This window comes from Variovorax soli, assembly GCF_031454625.1.
Classification (GTDB): Bacteria; Pseudomonadota; Gammaproteobacteria; order Burkholderiales; family Burkholderiaceae_C; genus Variovorax; species Variovorax soli_A.
The window spans coordinates 1-16,963 of record NZ_JAVDRF010000008.1 but is presented as its reverse complement, the minus strand read 5'-3'; the positions used below and the strand labels follow the sequence as shown (position 1 = coordinate 16,963).

The 16,963-nt window shown below is 69.2% G+C and carries 13 protein-coding genes and 1 pseudogene; 12 read left to right on the top strand and 2 right to left on the bottom strand.

Annotation, left to right across the window (positions count from 1 at the left end; genetic code table 11):
* Positions 1-106: 106 nt before the first annotated feature.
* The 3 genes from J2739_RS18080 to J2739_RS18070 are packed head-to-tail and all read left to right on the top strand — an operon-like array spanning position 107 to position 4,484.
* On the top strand, positions 107-1,132 hold the full coding sequence (locus J2739_RS18080) for an inositol monophosphatase family protein (protein ID WP_309904091.1): 1,026 nt from the start codon (positions 107-109) through the stop codon (positions 1,130-1,132).
* Entirely contained in the window at positions 1,132-3,363 is a 2,232-nt protein-coding gene (locus J2739_RS18075; protein WP_309904089.1) for an FUSC family protein, read from the top strand. Before J2739_RS18080 ends, J2739_RS18075 begins: the two co-directional genes overlap by 1 nt.
* Positions 3,363-4,484 carry a mechanosensitive ion channel family protein gene (locus J2739_RS18070; RefSeq protein WP_309904088.1) on the top strand — a complete coding sequence of 374 codons (1,122 nt, stop codon included), beginning with the start codon at positions 3,363-3,365 and terminating at the stop codon, positions 4,482-4,484. The genes J2739_RS18075 and J2739_RS18070 overlap by 1 nt, the downstream gene beginning before the upstream one ends.
* A 155-nt stretch (positions 4,485-4,639) precedes the next feature.
* On the opposite strand, the gene J2739_RS18065 is transcribed toward J2739_RS18070, so the two are convergent.
* Positions 4,640-5,137: a MarR family winged helix-turn-helix transcriptional regulator gene (locus tag J2739_RS18065; RefSeq protein ID WP_309904085.1), complete on the bottom strand. Its 498-nt coding sequence runs from the start codon at positions 5,135-5,137 to the stop codon at positions 4,640-4,642.
* 302 nt (positions 5,138-5,439) lie between these two features.
* Here J2739_RS18065 and J2739_RS18060 point away from each other — a divergent pair, with 302 nt between their 5' ends.
* Both J2739_RS18060 and J2739_RS18055 read left to right on the top strand, forming a co-directional pair.
* Positions 5,440-6,408 carry a Bug family tripartite tricarboxylate transporter substrate binding protein gene (locus J2739_RS18060; protein ID WP_309904083.1) on the top strand — a complete coding sequence of 323 codons (969 nt, stop codon included), beginning with the start codon at positions 5,440-5,442 and terminating at the stop codon, positions 6,406-6,408.
* Between the two features lie 7 nt (positions 6,409-6,415).
* The gene (locus tag J2739_RS18055) at positions 6,416-7,732 is read left to right on the top strand and encodes a sulfatase family protein (protein ID WP_309904082.1); all 1,317 of its coding nucleotides are present in this window, start codon (positions 6,416-6,418) and stop codon (positions 7,730-7,732) included.
* Between the two features lie 13 nt (positions 7,733-7,745).
* Here J2739_RS18055 and J2739_RS18050 read toward each other — a convergent pair whose 3' ends face one another.
* On the bottom strand, positions 7,746-8,732 hold the full coding sequence (locus J2739_RS18050) for an AraC family transcriptional regulator (RefSeq protein ID WP_309904080.1): 987 nt from the start codon (positions 8,730-8,732) through the stop codon (positions 7,746-7,748).
* A gap of 71 nt (positions 8,733-8,803) precedes the next feature.
* Between J2739_RS18050 and J2739_RS18045 the strand changes: the two genes are divergently transcribed.
* The 7 genes and pseudogenes from J2739_RS18045 to J2739_RS18015 form a co-directional block, all read left to right on the top strand.
* Positions 8,804-9,358, top strand: a complete 555-nt coding sequence (locus J2739_RS18045) for a PadR family transcriptional regulator (protein WP_309904078.1) — start codon at positions 8,804-8,806, stop codon at positions 9,356-9,358.
* Positions 9,359-9,362: 4 nt separating this feature from the next.
* A complete protein-coding gene (locus J2739_RS18040) occupies positions 9,363-10,196 on the top strand; it encodes a siderophore-interacting protein (RefSeq protein ID WP_309904076.1) in 834 nt (277 codons plus the stop codon).
* Between the two features lie 116 nt (positions 10,197-10,312).
* Positions 10,313-10,828: a hypothetical protein gene (locus J2739_RS18035; protein ID WP_309904074.1), complete on the top strand. Its 516-nt coding sequence runs from the start codon at positions 10,313-10,315 to the stop codon at positions 10,826-10,828.
* A gap of 111 nt (positions 10,829-10,939) precedes the next feature.
* Positions 10,940-13,564: a DNA mismatch repair protein MutS gene (gene mutS / locus J2739_RS18030; RefSeq protein ID WP_309904072.1), complete on the top strand. Its 2,625-nt coding sequence runs from the start codon at positions 10,940-10,942 to the stop codon at positions 13,562-13,564.
* A 5-nt stretch (positions 13,565-13,569) separates the two neighbouring features.
* A complete protein-coding gene (locus tag J2739_RS18025) occupies positions 13,570-14,409 on the top strand; it encodes a proteasome-type protease (protein WP_309904070.1) in 840 nt (279 codons plus the stop codon).
* A gap of 659 nt (positions 14,410-15,068) precedes the next feature.
* Entirely contained in the window at positions 15,069-15,572 is a 504-nt protein-coding gene (locus J2739_RS18020) for a hypothetical protein (RefSeq protein WP_309904069.1), read from the top strand.
* Positions 15,573-15,707: 135 nt separating this feature from the next.
* Positions 15,708-16,963 (top strand): annotated as a pseudogene (locus J2739_RS18015) (hypothetical protein); the annotation flags it as partial.

The window sequence follows — 16,963 nt, the reverse complement described above, 5'->3', positions numbered from 1 at the left end:
AACGGGCCGAAGGCCGGCCCCGACCCGGTAAAATCCACGATTCTCGCCGCCCGCATCGCCGGGCCGCCTTCCCAGGGCCCCCGCCCGCCGTTCTTCCCCCAATCCGATGTCGTCTCCCAACCTGCACCCCATGCTCAACGTGGCCGTCAAGGCCGCCCGCGCCGCCGGCGCCATCATCAATCGCGCCGCGCTCGACATCGAGGCGGTGCGCGTATCGCAGAAGCAGGTCAATGACTTCGTGACCGAAGTCGATCACGCGAGCGAGCGCGCGGTCATCGACACGCTGCTCGGCGCCTACCCGGGACACGGCATCCTTGCCGAGGAATCGGGCACCGAGCACGGTGCCCAGGATTCCGACTACGTGTGGATCATCGACCCGCTGGACGGCACCACCAACTTCATCCACGGCTTCCCGGTCTACTGCGTCTCGATCGCCCTTGCGGTCAAGGGCAAGGTCGAGCACGCGGTCATCTACGACCCGACCCGCAACGACCTGTTCACCGCCACCCGCGGCCGCGGCGCCTTCATGAACGAGCGCCGCATCCGCGTGAGCAAGCGCACCCGCCTCAACGAGTGCCTGATCTCGACCGGCTTTCCCTTCCGCACCGGCGACAACTTCAAGCAGTACCTGGCCATCATGGCCGACCTCATGCCGCGCGCGGCCGGCCTGCGGCGCCCCGGCGCCGCGGCGCTGGACCTGGCCTACGTCGCTGCAGGATTCAGCGACGCCTTCTTCGAAACCGGCCTCAACATCTGGGACGTGGCGGCCGGCTCGCTGCTCGTCACCGAGGCCGGAGGCCTGATCGGGAACTTCACCGGCGAGCCCGACTTCCTCGACCAGCGTGAATGCCTCGCCGGCTCGCCGCGGATCTATGGCCAGCTGGTGCCGCTCCTGGCCAAGTACTCGAAGTTCGCGAGCGTGGACGACAAGTTCGCCGCCAGCGAGCGCGTGCGCGCGGTCGATCCTTCGGCCGGCAGCGTCTACGCGCGCAGCACGGTGCATGCCGCCACAGCAGAGGCCGAAGCATCGGCCGACGCCGCGGCCGCAGCCCCGCCGCCCCGCAAGCTGACCCGCCTGCGCCGCGAGGAAAGCCCCGCCACGCCCGTCCAGGGCGACGCCGCCGCCGAGTGATGCAGGCGCAGCGCGCCGCCACCGAACGAGGCCGCGCCGCGCTGCGCGTGGCGCTCTCCCACTATGTCGCGAACGGGCTGTCGGTCGCCTTCGGGCTGCTGCTGATCTCGGGCGGCGTCCACCTGGCGCTGGGCGTTGCGGCCGCCGCGGCCGCGGGGGTCGGCGTGATCGTGACCGCGCCGCCCGACCTGCCCGGCCCGCGCCGCGGCAAGTTCTGGCAGATGGTGCCCTCGCCGCTGGTCGGGCTGCCGCTCTTCTTCTGCGTTCAGCTGCTGCATTCGGCGCCCCTGCACCTCGGGCTGCTGCTGGTGCCCGCGACCTTCCTGGCGTTCGCGGCCATGGCCTGGGGCAAGCGCGGCATCCCGATCGCCATCGCGATCATGTTCTCGATGATCTTCTCGATGGCCACGCCGGCACCCACCGGCATGCACGAGGCGGTCGGGCGCACGCTGTACTTCGGGCTCGGCGCTGCGCTCTACGTCCTCTATGCGCTGCTCGCCAACCTGGCGCTCAACAGCCGCTACCGGGTGCAGGCGATGGCGGACCTGCTGTCCTCGCTGGCGGCGCTGATGCGCACGGAGGCACGCCAGTTCACGCCTCTGGACGACTCCGGCGACGTGCGCGAGGTGCCCAGGCCGCTGCTGGGCCAGCTGCTGCGCGAGCAGGCAGCGCTGGCCGACCAGTTGCAGGCCACGCGCGACATCGTGCTCGAATCGCCGCGCACGCCGCGCCGCCAGCGGCTCGCCGGCATGCTGGTCACGGTGCTGGAGCTGCGCGACATGCTGGTGGCTTCCGAGCTCGACCTCGATGCGCTGAAGTCGCACCCCGGCCATGCGGCGGCACTGTGCGAGATGCAGCGCATCCTCCTGGAACTGGCCGACGCGACGATCGCGCTGGCCGATGCCTTGCTGCTCGGCCGCCAACCCGGCACCGTGCCCGACCGCCGCCCCGAGCTGGCAGCCATCCGCCTCGAAGAGGACGCGGCGCACACGGCCTTCGCCGTCGGGCCGACGCCCGCCGTGCTCGCGCGCGGGCTGGCCAGCCGCATCGGCCATATCAACGACGAGGTGCTGCGTCTGGTGGGCCTCGCGCGCGGCGAGCTCGAACCCGATCTCGCGGTGGTGCGCGCCAACTGGCAGATGTTCGTGAGTCCCACCGAGTGGTCGCTCAGGCCGTTCTTCAGGCTGTGGCGCTGGGACGCACCGCCGCTTCGCCATGCCATCCGCGCCGCGCTCGCGGTCGCCGTCGGCTATGCGATTGCGGTCATGCTGCCCTGGGGCTCGCACGATTACTGGATCCTGCTGACCATCGTGGTGGTGCTGCGCGGCAGCCTCTCGCAAACGCTGGAGCGGCGCAACAGCCGGGTGGGCGGCACGCTGCTGGGCTGCGTGGTCGCGGTGGCGCTGCTGGCCGTGCATCCCAGCGCGCTGGGGACGCTGGTCGCAATGACCGCGGCGCAGGCCATCGCGCACGGCTTCGCGGTGCGCAAGTACCTGATCACCTCGGTGGCCGCCACCGTGCTCGGTCTGCTGCAGGCCCACCAGCTCAATGTCGGCATGAGCCCCACCTTCGCCCTGTTCGAACGGGTGGCCGACACGCTGATCGGCGCCGGCCTGGCCTGGGCTTTCTGCTACGTGCTGCCCTCGTGGGAACGCAGCCAGATCCCCTCCCTCGTCGCGCGCACCCTGACGGCGCAGGCACGCCACGCGCGGCTCGCCCTGGGCCTCGGCCAGCTGCGCTCGGTGCAGACCAGCCCCGAACTCGAATGGCGACTCGCGCGCCGCGAGGCCTACGACAGCCTCTCGGCGCTGGTCCAGGCCACGCAGCGCTCGCTGTCGGAGCCGCGCGCGGTGCGCCCGCCGCTGGAGCCGCTGGAGCACCTGCAGGCGCACAGCTACCAGCTGCTGGCGCAACTGAGCGCGGTGAAATCCATGCTGGTGCTGCGGCGCGACCGCCTCACGCCGGCGGACATCGAGGGCCCGCTGCAGCGTGCGGCCGCGCGCATCGAGGCCCACATCGGCAGCGCCCCAACCTCCGGCCCGCTGATGCCGGAGAGCGCCGCCGCGACCACGGTGGCAGAGCCCATTCCGCTGCCCGATCCCTTCGACAACGACGTCAGCCCCTGGCTGCTGCGCCGGCTCGACATGGCGGTCGGCATCTCGGCACAGCTGCGCGACGACGCGGCGCGCATTCTTCAACCCCCCACGATCGAGACCCCCCAGACTGCCTGATGAACAAGGAACTGCTGCTCTCCCATCCGTGGTTCGGTCCGTGCCTGGCCGCGCTGATCGCGTTGCCGCTGGCGCTGCTCGTCCACCGCATCGGCGGCATGGTGCTGCGCCGGCTGACGCGCCACGCGCCCGTGCTCCACGCCATGCTGGTCAACATCCAGAGTCCGGCCCGCATCCTGCTGCCGCTGGTCGCGCTGCAGATGGTGTGGCAGGCCGCGCCGGACGACCTGCGCTTCATCGAGAGCGTGCGGCATCTCAACGGCCTGTTGCTGATCGCGGCGGCAACCTGGCTTGCCATTCGCGCTGTCAACGGAATCGCCGACGGCGTGCTGACCAAGCACCCCCACGACGTGGAAGACAACCTGCAGGCGCGCCGCGTGCTCACCCAGACCCGCGTGCTGGCGCGCACCGCCGACACCGTGCTGCTGGTGGCCGGCGCCTCGCTGATGCTCATGACCTTCCCGGGCGCGCGCCAGGTCGGCGCCAGCCTTCTGGCCTCCGCGGGCGTGATCGGCATCGTGGCCGGCCTGGCAGCCAAGCCGGTCTTCAGCAACCTGATCGCCGGGCTGCAGATCGCGCTCGCGCAGCCCATCCGCATCGATGACGTGCTGGTGGTCGAGGGCGAGTGGGGCCGCGTCGAGGAGATCACCGGCACTTTCGTGGTCCTGCGCATCTGGGACGACCGGCGACTGATCCTGCCGCTGTCCTACTTCATCGAGAAGCCGTTCCAGAACTGGACACGCAGCAGCTCGCAGCTGCTGGGCTCGGTCTTCATCTACGCCGACTACGGCATGCCACTGGCGCCGCTGCGCGAGGAGCTCGAGCGCATCGTGAAGGCGGCGCCCGAATGGGACGGCCGCTTCTTCAACCTGCGCGTGACCGATGCCACCGATCGCACGATGCAGATCCGCGTGCTGTGCACCGCCGCCTCCTCCTCGCTGGCCTTCGATCTGCGCTGCAATGTGCGAGAGGGGCTGATCGACTTCATGCAGCGCGAGTACCCGCAGTTCCTGCCCAGGCTGCGCGTCGAGGGCGATCGGCCGCCGGAGGCGGAAGCGTCGGCACCCGCGTCCCGCTCCGCCTTCGCCGTCCGCAGCGCCTCTTCACCCGGCCGCGGCTGAACGGCGCGGCCGGGCTGCGGCGGCGAGCGCCTCGCCGCGCTGCCGCAGCGCGGGCGCCCGTGCATGCAGCGCCGCGATGGCTGCAAGCCCGGTGTCTCGCGACGTGGAAATTCAACCATCGGGAATAGCAGGCAGAACAGCTCTGAGGCCATGCCTCAGCCCGTGCCGCGCCGCCCGCGATCGGCCTTCGGCAGCACCGCTTCGCCGGCCAGCTGCTCGGCGCGCGCCTGCAATTGGCGCAGGGCCTCGTCCAGGCGGGCCGCATCGTCGGCATCCAGTGTGGCGAGCAGATCCGCGTTGATGCGGCTCACCAGCGGATGCAGTTCGTCGTACACCGCCTGCCCCCGTTCGGTGAGCTGGAGTAGCACCTGCCGGCGGTCGCCGGCCGCATGCGTGCGCGACAGCAGCCTTTTTTCGACCAGCGATCCCACCGCCTTGGAGGTACGGGCCCGGTCGAGCTGGGCCTGCTCGGCCAGTTGCGACGAGCTCAGCCCGCCCCGGCTGGCGAGCGTTGCGATCAGCCGCCATTCGCGCCGCGTGATTCTGAAGCGGCCTTCGCACAGACGGATGACCATGCTGCCCGCGACGGAGAGCAGACGGGACAGTCGGTACAGCAGCAGCCCGTCCAGGGATCGGCGCGAGGGTTCGCTCATCTCGGGGTTAGTCCGGGGAATGGTTGATTTGAACAATCGAGAGCCCCGACTCTAAATTCGATCGGTGCCACCCCACGCCCGCCATCGAAAGAACAGAGAAATACTGGAGACGACCCATGCACGCCCCTCACCCTCCACCGCCGCGCGGTGAACTCGCGCGAAGCGCGCCAGCAGTCGCTGCAGAACGGCATGTATCCCGTGGGCACGGACCCGCAGCAATGCCGAAGACCATGCGCGAGGACACTGCGCACCGGGACGGCATCATGAAGGCCGTGAACTTCCAGGCCAAGGACTGAAATCCCATGCTTCACCATCTTCTGCGCCGCCTCGCCGGCATCCTCACCCTCGCCGCACTGACCACGAGCGGTGCCCTCGCCCAGGCCCCGGAGGGGCCATTGCGCATCGTCGTCGGCTACGCGCCGGGCGGTGCCACCGATCGCGTGGCCCGCATCGTCGGCGACAAGCTCCAGGCCAAGCTCGGCGTGCCGGTCGTGGTCGACAACAAGCCCGGTGCCGGCGGGCGCCTCGCGGCCCAGCAGGTCAAGGCCACGCCGGCCGGGCAGAACGTGCTGATGCTGGCCAATCCCGCCGTGATGGTGGTCGCGCCGCTGGTCTTCAAGGACAACGGCTATGACCCCGAGCGCGACTTCGTGCCGGTCTCGCACGTCAACGACTACGAGTTCGCGCTGTCGGTCTCGACCGCCGTGCCGGTGCGCGAGCTGTCGCACCTGCTGGCCTGGATGCGGGCCAATCCCGACAAGGCCAATGTCGGCGTGCCGGCCACCGGCAGCCTGCCGCACTTCTTCGGCCTCATGGTGGGCGAGAAGGCCAGGGTGCAGACCCAGGTGATCGGCTATCGCGGCTCGGGCCCCTTGCTGACCGACCTGATCGGCGGGCAGGTGCCGATCGCCGTCGACACGCTGGACGTCGTCATCCCGCAGCACCAGTCCGGCAAGGTGCGCATCCTCGCGATGTCGGGCGCGAAGCGCTCGGCCTTCGCGCCCGAGGTGCCGACCTTCAAGGAGGCCGGCCTCGATCTGGTGGCGCTCGGCTGGAACGCCTTCTTCGCGCCGGCGAGCATGCCGCGCGAGAAGATCGCGCGCTACGCGCAGGCCATCCACGAGGTCATGCAGGACCCGGACACCATCCGCCGCTTCAAGGACTCGCTGATGACGCCGGTGGTCAGCACGCAGGAGCAGACGGCCGCCATGCTGAAGGCCTACCGGGCGCAATGGGCGCCCGTGGTGCAGAAATCCGGCTACCAACCCTGATCCGTTCATGCAACGCCCCAACATCATCTTCATCGTGGCCGACGACCTCGGCTTCGCCGACCTCGGCTGCTATGGCGGGCGCGAGGCCGCATTCGGCCCCGTCTCGCCGGTGCTCGACCGGTTGGCCGCCAAGGGCATCCGCTTCACGCAGGGCTACGCGAACTCGCCGGTGTGCTCGCCCACGCGCTTCGCGTTGATGACTGCGCGCTACCAGTACCGCCTGCGCGGCGCGGCCGAGGAGCCGATCAACAGCAAGAGCCGCGGCAGCACGACGCTGGGCCTGCCGCCGGCACACCCCACCCTGCCCTCGCTGCTGCGCGACGCCGGCTATCGCACGGCACTGATCGGCAAGTGGCACCTGGGCTTTCCCCCCACATTCGGGCCGCTGCGCTCGGGCTACGAGGCGTTCTTCGGCCCCATGTCGGGCGGGGTCGACTACTTCACGCACTGCGACTCGGCAGGGCGCCATGACCTGTGGACGGGCGACCAAGACAGGCAGGAAGAGGGCTACCTCACCGACCTGCTCTCGCGCCGCGCGGTCGATTACGTGGAGCGCATGGCGAGCCAGCAAGCGCCCTTCTTCCTGAGCCTGCACTACACCGCGCCGCACTGGCCCTGGGAGACTCGCGAGGACGAGGGCCTCGCGCCGGCCGTGAAGAACAACCTCTTCGACCTGGCCGGCGGCAACATCCATGTCTATCGCCGCATGATCCACCACATGGACGAAGGCATCGGGTGGATCATGGCCGCGCTGGAGAAGCAGGGAATGGTCGACAACACGCTGGTCGTCTTCACCAGCGACAACGGCGGCGAGCGCTTCTCCGACAACTGGCCATTGGTCGGCGGCAAGATGGACCTGACCGAGGGCGGCATTCGCGTGCCGTGGATCGCGCACTGGCCGGCGTTGATCCGCGCCGGCAGCGTGAGCGACCAGCACTGCATGACCATGGACTGGTCGGCCACGATGCTCGAGGCTGCCGGCGCCACGGCCGACCCGGACTACCCGCTCGACGGCGTGTCGCTGCTGCCGGTGTTGCGCGACACGGCCTCGCGCTTCCACCGTCCGCTGCACTGGCGCATGAACCACCGCGGCCAGCGCGCCCTGCGCGACGGCGACTGGAAGTACCTGCAGGTCGACGGCCACGACTACCTGTTCAACATCCCGGCCGACGAGCGCGAGCGCGCGAACCACGCCGGTCGCGAGCCGGAGCGCCTGGCCGCGATGCGCGCGGCCTGGGAGGCATGGAACGCGAGCATGCCGCCCATTCCGGACGATGCGACCGTGAGCCTGGGCTATTCGTCCAAGGACATGCCCCAGCGCTGATGACCGCGCCGCGCTACAGCGGCCGCACCGGCAGGCACAGCGTGCAGTTGAACGCGCAGGTCTTCTCGTCCATCACGAAGTCGGGCGGGTAGACCTCCAGCGGAGGGCCGTCGGCGGCCTGCCAGCCGCTGTCCGGCAGCCATTCGCACAGCCGCATCCAGGCCGCGTGGATTTCGGTCGAGGGGCCGTTGAATTCGCAGCAGGCGTAGCGGCCGCCCGCCACCGTCTGCACGCCGATTTCGCCAACGGGCTTGAAGTGCTCGTCGACCTCGATGCAGGCGTCGTAGCGGCATCGCGCGGGCGGCGTGACATCGGGGTTGTCGTGGCTGACGCCGTACATCGTGCGTCGCGGCTGCATCAGCCCTTGTTCGCCGCACCAGGCGGCAAAGCGCTGCCACAGGCGCGGGATGGCTGAATCGCCATAGGGGCCGACATGGCGCATGTAGGCCACGCGCACCGCCGGCAAGGTCTTGAGTTCGACTTTCATGGCACTGTCTCCGGATCGAGGAACATGGCCCTGGGGCCAGGAAAGCTCATCCTGCCGGAAGGCTGCCAGCACGGCTTGATGCGACTTGCGATCGGCTTGATGAATCTTGCTGAGTTCGATGCGATGGCGCTCGGTCCAGCCGCGGAAGGCGCCACGCCGCCAGTCCGTGGGCGTCGCGCCGAAATGCGCGCTGAAGGCGCGCGTGAACACCGGCGCCGAGCCGAATCCCACGTCGAGCGCGATGGCCAGCACCGGCTCCGGCGGCACGCCGAGCAGGCGTGCGGCCGCCACCTCCAGGCGCCGCCGCCGCACGCAATCGGCCAGGGTCTCGCCCGTCATTGCCTGGAACACGCGGTGGAAATGCCATGCCGAGAAATGGGCCACGCCGGCCAGCGTGACGAGATCCAGCGGGTCCGCCAAGTGACCGTCGATGTGGTCGATCACCCGGTTGATGCGGGCGACATAGGTCTGGCGAGGGCTGTTCACCGGCTGCCCCACCGCGCGCAGGGACATGCGTGCGCCTTGACTACGACACTATTTAGATATATCTTTTTCAACGTCCGATACCCCGTCCAGGAATCCTGATGCGCACTTTCCGGCACTTTCTACACGGCCATCCGCGCGGCGACCATGGCGACGGCCTCAGCGGCGGCCGTGGTGGCCGGGGCGGCGGCCGGATCTTCGGCCATGGCGGCCTGCGCTTTGCGCTGCTTCAGCTGATCGCCAACAAACCCAGCCACGGCTACGAGCTGATCAAGTCCATCGAGGAGCGCCTGGGCGGCCGCTACAGCCCGAGCCCCGGCATCGTCTACCCCACGCTGACACTGCTGGAGGAACTGGGCCATGTCAGCGTCGATACCGCCGAGGGCGGCAACCGCAAGCGCTACACCATCACGGCGCCGGGGCGCGAGTTCCTCGCCGCCAATCGCGAGATCACCGACGAGATGATGGCGCGCATGAATGGCGGCGTCGACGGCGCGGGGCCGCGCGCCGGCCGGCCGCCGCAAGTGGTGCGCGCCATCGAGAACCTCAAGCTCGCGATGCGCCTGCGCCTCGCGGGCGAACCGCTCACCGAACAACAAGCCCACGAATTCGCCGCGGTGCTCGACAGCGCCGCTCAACAACTGGAACGCATCTGAACCCATGACCGAGCTCCCATCCCCCTCCGCCCTCCCCGACCGCTTGCCGCATCGCGTGCGCCACGAGTTGCGCTTTCGCAGGCTCGAGGTTCGCGCCGTGCAGCGCGTGACGCCGCATCTGGTGCGCATCACGCTCGGCGGCGATCAACTCGCCGGCTTCAGCAGCCCGGGCTTCGACGATCATGCGAAGCTCTTCTTTCCCGATCCGCAAACCGGAGCACTGCTCTTGCCGACGGTCGGCCCGGACGGACCTTCCTGGCCCGAAGGCGTCAAGCCCGCCATGCGCGACTACACGCCGCGGCACCACGATGCGGCCGCCGGTACGCTCGACTTCGACTTCGCACTTCACGAGGCCGGCCCGGCCACCCGCTGGGCCGCGCAGGCCCGCGTCGGCGACGTCTTGGGCGTGGGCGGGCCACGCGGCTCCTTCATCGTGCCGACGGATTTCGACTGGCACCTGCTGATCGGCGACGACACCGCACTGCCCGCGATCTCGCGCCGGCTGGCCGAAATGCCTGCGGGCGCACGTGTGCTGGTGCTGGCGGAGGTGGACGACGAGGCCGATCAGATTCCCTTGCCGACGCGAGGCGAGCTCGCCCTGCACTGGGTGCATCGCCGCGACGCCGAGCCCGGCACCGGCGGCGCCCTGCTCGAAACGCTGCGCGCGCTCACACTTCCTGCCGGCGAGTTCCACGCCTGGGTGGCCTGCGAGTCGACACTGGCCAAGGCCGTGCGCGCTCACCTGGTCACGGAGCGCGGCGCGAACCCGAAGTGGATTCGCGCCTCGGGCTACTGGCGCCGGGGCGCCGTGGCCACGCACGACACCATCGACGATTGACGCCCCGCGCCATTGGGCGAAGGCGCTATGCCGCGCGGCCGTTTGACACCTCTGCGCGGCACGACCAGAATTTCTGCTGAGTACTTAGTGACTAAGCGGCTGCGAGGGATTCAGAGATGGACATCGGACTTGCCCAATGGCAGTTCCTGCTTGCCCTCTTGACGGGTGCGTTGCTTCTGTTCGTCGTCATGTGGGTCGCGTGGCACCGTGTCTCGGAGCGGCGTGAGGCCGAGCGCCGCATCGCTGCGGCGCGGGTGCGTTCCGGCCATGTTCCGACGGAGATCCCGACGGTGCGCGGCGGGCTGAACCGCAACGGCGATTCGGCGCCCGACACCCTGCCCGAGTGGTTCATCCAGGGCAAGGGCGAACATTCCATCGTCGACGAGCAGCCGCGCATCCGCTTGCGCTACATCGATCCGCACGGCCGCAAGGCGGGCTGCACGATGCATGTCGAGCACCTGGACCTGCAGAAGAAGATCCTCACGGGGCACGGCGAGTTGCCCGGCGACACTTACCGCATCCCTCTTCACATGATCACCGGGGCGCGCATCGCCGATTCCGGGCAGCGCTTCAACATCGACACCTGGGTGGACGCCGTGCGTGTTGCGCGGCGGCGGCGCGGGCAGATCTAGACCCTGCCTCGGTTCACGAGCTACGACGGGCGTCTGCCGCGCGGCAGACGCCCGTTTCCTTATGATGCGGGCCCGGCCGCCTTCCTGGCCTCGCACCGATCCGCCGCCCCGATGACACTCCCCGCGACAGCCCCCCACACGCCCATGATGGCCCAATACCTGGCCCTCAAGGCGGACCATCCCGATACCCTGCTGTTCTACCGGATGGGCGACTTCTACGAGCTGTTCTACGCCGACGCCGAGAAGGCCGCGCGGCTGCTCGACATCACGCTCACGCAGCGCGGCCAGTCGGCGGGGCAGCCGGTGGTGATGTGCGGAGTGCCCTTCCACTCGGTCGACACCTACCTGGCGCGTCTGATCAAGCTCGGCGAGTCGGTGGCCATCTGCGAGCAGGTCGGCGAGGTGGGCGCAGCGAAGGGCCCGGTCGAGCGCAAGGTGGTGCGCGTGGTCACGCCCGGCACGCTCACCGATGTCGAGCTGCTGCAGGACAAGAGCGACTCTCTGCTGCTCGCGGTGCATGCGGGCAGTCGCAACTTCTGCGGCCTGGCCTGGCTCAGCGTCACCGGCGCCGAGCTGCGCCTGGCCGAGTGCCCGGCCGATGCGCTGGAGGGCTGGATCGCGCGCATCGGTCCCAGCGAACTGCTCTACAGCGCGGAGGTCACGCCCGGTTTCGAACAGCGCCTGAAGGCTTCGCGCAACGGCGCGCCCTTCACGCTCTCGGTGCGGCCTGCGTGGCAGTTCGACGGCGGGCTGGGCGAGCGCAAGCTGTGCGAGCAGATGGGCAGCAACAGCCTCGCGGCCTGGGGCGCGGAGACGCTGGCCAATGCCCACGCGGCCGCGGCCGCGCTGCTGGGCTATGCGGAACACACGCAGGGCCGCGCGCTGTCGCACGTGCAGCGCCTGTCTGTCGAGCGCGACGGCGAACTGATCGAGCTGCCACCCACCACGCGCCGCAACCTGGAGCTGGTGCAGACCCTGCGCGGCGAGGATGCGCCCACGCTGTTCTCGCTGCTCGACACCTGCATGACGGGCATGGGCAGCCGGCTGCTCAAGCGCTGGCTGCTGGCGCCGCGCCGCGACCGCAGCGAGGCGCAGGCGCGCCTGGAAGCCATCGCTGCGCTGCAGGCCGCGGCGCTGGGCAGCAGCGCGGCGCCCTGGCGCGCGCTGCGCGACCGGCTCAAGAACACCAGCGACGTCGAGCGCATCGCGGCGCGCATCGCATTGCGCCAGGTGCGCCCGCGCGAGTTGGTCGCGCTGCGCATGGCGCTGGCCAAGGCCGATGAGCTTGCGCCGGCGCTGCCAGACACTGCGCCGCTGCTCACGCGAATGGCCGAGCAGCTCGCGCCGCCGCCCGGCTGCGTGGAGCTGCTGGTGGCGGCCGTCCATCCCGAGCCTTCCGCGCTGGTGCGCGACGGCGGCGTGATCGCCACGGGGCACGACGCCGAGCTCGACGAGCTGCGCGCCATCAGCGAGAACAGCGACGCCTTCCTGGTGCAGCTCGAAGCCAGCGAGCGCGAGCGCACCGGCATCTCGAATCTGCGCGTGCAGTTCAACCGCGTGCACGGCTTCTACATCGAGATCACGCAGAGCGCACTGTCGAAGGTGCCCGACAACTACCGCCGCCGCCAGACGCTGAAGAACGCCGAGCGCTTCATCACGCCCGAGCTCAAGGCCTTCGAGGACAAGGCGCTGTCGGCGCAGGACCGCGCGCTGGCGCGCGAGAAATGGCTCTACGAGCAGCTGCTCGATGCGCTGCAGCCCTCGGTCGCGGCGCTCACGCGGCTGGCCGGCGCACTGGCCACGCTCGATGCCCTGTGCGCACTGGCCGAGCGCTCGCACACGCTGCACTGGCGCGCCCCATCCTTCGTGGCCCATCCGTGCATCGACATCGAGAAAGGCCGCCATCCGGTGGTCGAAGCCCGGTTGGCCGAGAAATCATCGGGCGCATTCATTGCCAACGATACGCACATGGGCCCGCAGCAACGCATGCAGGTGATCACCGGCCCCAACATGGGCGGCAAATCCACCTACATGCGGCAGGTGGCGATCATCGTGCTGCTCGCCTCCATCGGTTCGCACGTTCCGGCCGATGCCTGCCGGCTCGGGCCGATCGATGCCATCCACACCCGCATCGGCGCGGCCGACGACCTGGCCAACGCGCAGTCGACCTTCATGCTCGAGATGACCGAGGCGGCGCAGATCCTGCACGGCGCCACGGCTCATTCGCTGGTACTGATGGACGAGATCGGCCGCGGCACCAGCACCTTCGACGGCCTGGCGCTGGCCGCCGGCATCGCGGCCCAGCTGCACGATCGCACGCGCGCCTTCACGCTCTTCGCGACCCACTACTTCGAGCTCACCGAGTTCCCGGCCACGCACCATGGCGCCGTCAACATGCACGTCAGCGCCACCGAGTCGGGACGCGACATCGTGTTCCTGCACGAGATGCAACCCGGGCCCGCAAGCAAGAGCTACGGCATCCAGGTCGCACGGCTCGCCGGCATGCCGGCCGCGGTGGTCAACCACGCACGCCAGGCACTCGAATCGCTGGAGGCCCAGCAGCAGCAGGCCCGCGCCCAGGTCGACCTGTTCGCGCCGCCGCCGGCGGTCGAGGCGCCGCGTTCGAGCGCCGTAGAATCCGCGCTGACCGCGCTCGACCCCGACACGCTGAGCCCCCGCGAGGCGCTCGAAGCGATCTACACATTGAAGAAACTTCAAGCGCGCGAGCACGGATGAATCCCATGACTTACTGCGTAGGCATCAAACTCAACGCCGGCCTCGTCTTCCTCTCCGACTCGCGCACGAACGCGGGGGTGGACCACATCAGCACCTTCCGCAAGATGATCGTCTACGAGCAGCCGGGCGATCGCGTCATGGTGCTGCTGTCGGCCGGCAACCTGAGCATTTCGCAATCGGTGCGCGAGATTCTCCAGATCGAGGAACTGCGCGAGAGGCGCGACGACGGCGAAGACGGCCAGCCCATCACCATCTGGAACGCGAAGAGCATGTTCGACGCGGCGCGGGTGCTGGGCTCGGCGGTGCGCCACGTCTACGACCGCGATGCCGAGGCGCTCAAGCATGCGGGGCTGGAGTTCAACGTCTCTTTCATTTTCGGCGGCCAGGTCAAGGGCGAAGGCATGCGCCTGTTTCTGGTCTACGCGGCCGGCAACTTCATCGAGGCGACCACCGAGACGCCCTATTTCCAGGTCGGCGAATCCAAGTACGGCAAGCCGGTGCTCGACCGCGTGCTGACGCCGGACACCCCGTTGGACGAAGCCGCCAAGTGCGCCCTGGTCTCGATGGACTCGACCATGAAGTCCAACCTCTCGGTTGGCCTGCCCTTGGACCTGGTGGTGTACGAAGCCAACCGCCTCCAGACGGACAAGGTGGTCTGCATCGACGCCGACAACCCCTACTACCGCATGGTGCACAACAGCTGGGGCCAAAAGCTGCGCGAGGTGTTCGACAGCATCGAGGACCCGGTCTGGGACGACACCTACGCCGAGCATCCGCTCAAGATGCCGGCCACGCGCCACAGCCCCCTGCGCAAGATCTCGACGCCCGAGGAAAAGCTCATCTGAGCCGCTGATGCATCGCTGCGCGACCGGAAAAGTTCCGTCGCGCATCGATCCGCCAGGGCCACCAAGCGATCCCGCCCCGACCCTGGGAAAGGGGATTAATCCCCCGCGGAGTCAACGCGGGCGGGCCAACCGGCTCACGCCATCGCCGCGCCGATCTTGATCCTCGGCAGGCAGGGTGCCTGCCCCCCGGCGGCCGACGACACAGGCGCTTGCCGGAAGGCCGACTGCACCGCCGGACGATCGGGCGGGCCAACCGGCCCGATACGTACGCGCGCACGCCGTGCTCCTCGACAGACACGGCTCTGTCCTCTGGCCGCCCACCACACAGGCGCCTGCCCGCAGACCGGTCCGCCACCGCATCGGCGTTGACGGGCCAAGCGGCTCAAGCTGTGAATGAACACATGATCCGCAACCTGCAACCTGACGGGCGCACAGCAGTCCGCCAGATGCGAAGCATGTCACGCGCGGCGGGCACATGGCCTGGAGCGGGCCACAAGAAACATTTGCGGCCGTGACCCACCGAAGGGCGCCGACGTGGCTCCTCCGGGCCTATCGACCTGCCGGTCGAAAGAGAACACTGAAGTCAAGCCGGTGATCGAGCGAGACCGATCCCGAAGCCAGATTCCAGAGTCGTCTCGCGCCAGTTCAGGAGCTTCGCCGTGACAAGCACGACCCTCGAGACCGAACTCATGCAGCGCGCATTGCACGAGATCGACCAGTTGCTCTGCGCGCTCGAAGCGCCTGCCAGGGCACATCAATGCCTGCCGCGCGATGAATTCTCCGCCGCACCTTACGAACAGCCGGGCGCCCGGCAGGCACCTGCGCCGTCGGCGGTGTATTTCTGCCTCACCTCCGCCAGTGCGCTGCTCGAGGTGAGCCGCTCGCTGCTGAACCACCTGGATGTGCTTCCTGCGGACAGTCGTCCAGCGAACTGGAGCGCGCTGAGCGCGGCATCCAAGGCAGCCGGCCAATCGGCCTTCCTGGCGTCCGTGATGCTGGCCGCACCCCAGGCAAGCAATACCGCGCCGACCTCCCCGGACGAAATGTGGGCACCCACGCGAGCCGGCCGCCCATCTGCAGTGCCGGTGCGGCCAAGGAGCGCATCGGTCGGCATGAGCTTCAAGACAAAGCTTCGAAGCCTGATCGGCGCGGTCGCGGCCTAGCAGGCCCGAACGCTCGACTCGCACCCTCACTAGCCCCAAGCGTCGGCTAGCTCTTCCCAGGTTTTCTTCCACAAGTTCTTTGCGCCTTTGCGTGGCGCAGGGGACTTCTTTTTTCCAACTTCAACAGGAGACACAGTGAGAAAGATCGACAAACGCGCCCTTCTGCTTTGTGTTGCGGCAGGTGCGCTCGCGGGTTGCGGGGGCGGCGGCAGCGGCCCGGGCGGCGGCTTCGCCGCACCGCAAGGCACGGATGCGATGCCTGCTGCGGCAGCTGCTTCGTCAGCTGACCCGGCAGCCGAGCCGACCGCGGACAAGGAGGCAGCAGCGCTCGGCAAGCTCGACGCCTCATGGATCAAGGTCGCCAACGAAGACCAGGTATTCAACCTTTCCGCCTTGACAGTGGTGCAGTACGGCGCGAAGTCGTCCTGGGTCAGCAAGAAGCTGTCCGGCGCCGTGGTGTGCAACAACGAAACCTTCGGCGATCCGCTGCCATATGTGGCGAAGGCGTGCTATGTGCAAACGCCTGCCCCGGCCCCCGCGCCCGCGCCCGCGCCTGCGCCTGCGCCTGACGCAGGCACCGTGCTCGCCATTGAGGGCGGCTCGTTCACCGTGCCCTCGCCGACGCTCGTGAAGTACGGCGCCGACACGCGCTGGGTCACTCAGACGGTCAACGGCACGGCCGATTGCACGAACGCATTCTTTGGCACCGATCCCGCGGTCATGACGGCGAAGTCCTGTGTCTCTGCGGGGCCCGCACCTGCACCCGCACCTGCACCTGCGCCCGCACCCGCACCTGCGCCCGCTCCTGCACCTGCGCCCGCTCCTGCACCGGCACCGGCACCTGCGCCTGCTCCCGCACCTGCCCCAGCCCCCGCGCCTTCGCCAGGCGTTGCCCTGCCCGGAGACATCGTGGACAGCGCCGGCGCGGTAGTGCCCAGCGCCTACGCGGCGATGGCCTACAAGTTCAACTCCGACGTGGGCGTGACCTACAGGTACGGAGCGCCCGCCAGCAAGAGCGGCGTGGCGACCCTGCCCGAGCGCGCCGACGTCGGCATCATGAGCGGCATCGGCTCGGTCTACCAGCTCGGCCACGAGGACAGCACGAACAACCTGTACGTGTCCATCCACGCTGCCGCCATCGGCGTGCCGGCCTCGGCCCAGAGCGCGGAGAACTCGGTGGCCTGGCTGCAGAACTCCGCCACCGATCGCCGCACCTTCCAGCAGCGCCCGCAGGTGATGTGGCAGCAAGGGCGGCTGCTGCCGACCTCCATCGACGACTACGTCGCCACCGGCGTGCTGGCCAAGAACGATCTGGCCGATCTGCCGGTGGCGGAGCACCGCGGCGAGAACGCGGCCGACTCTCCCTCGACCCGCTTGTCGCTGGTGGCCAC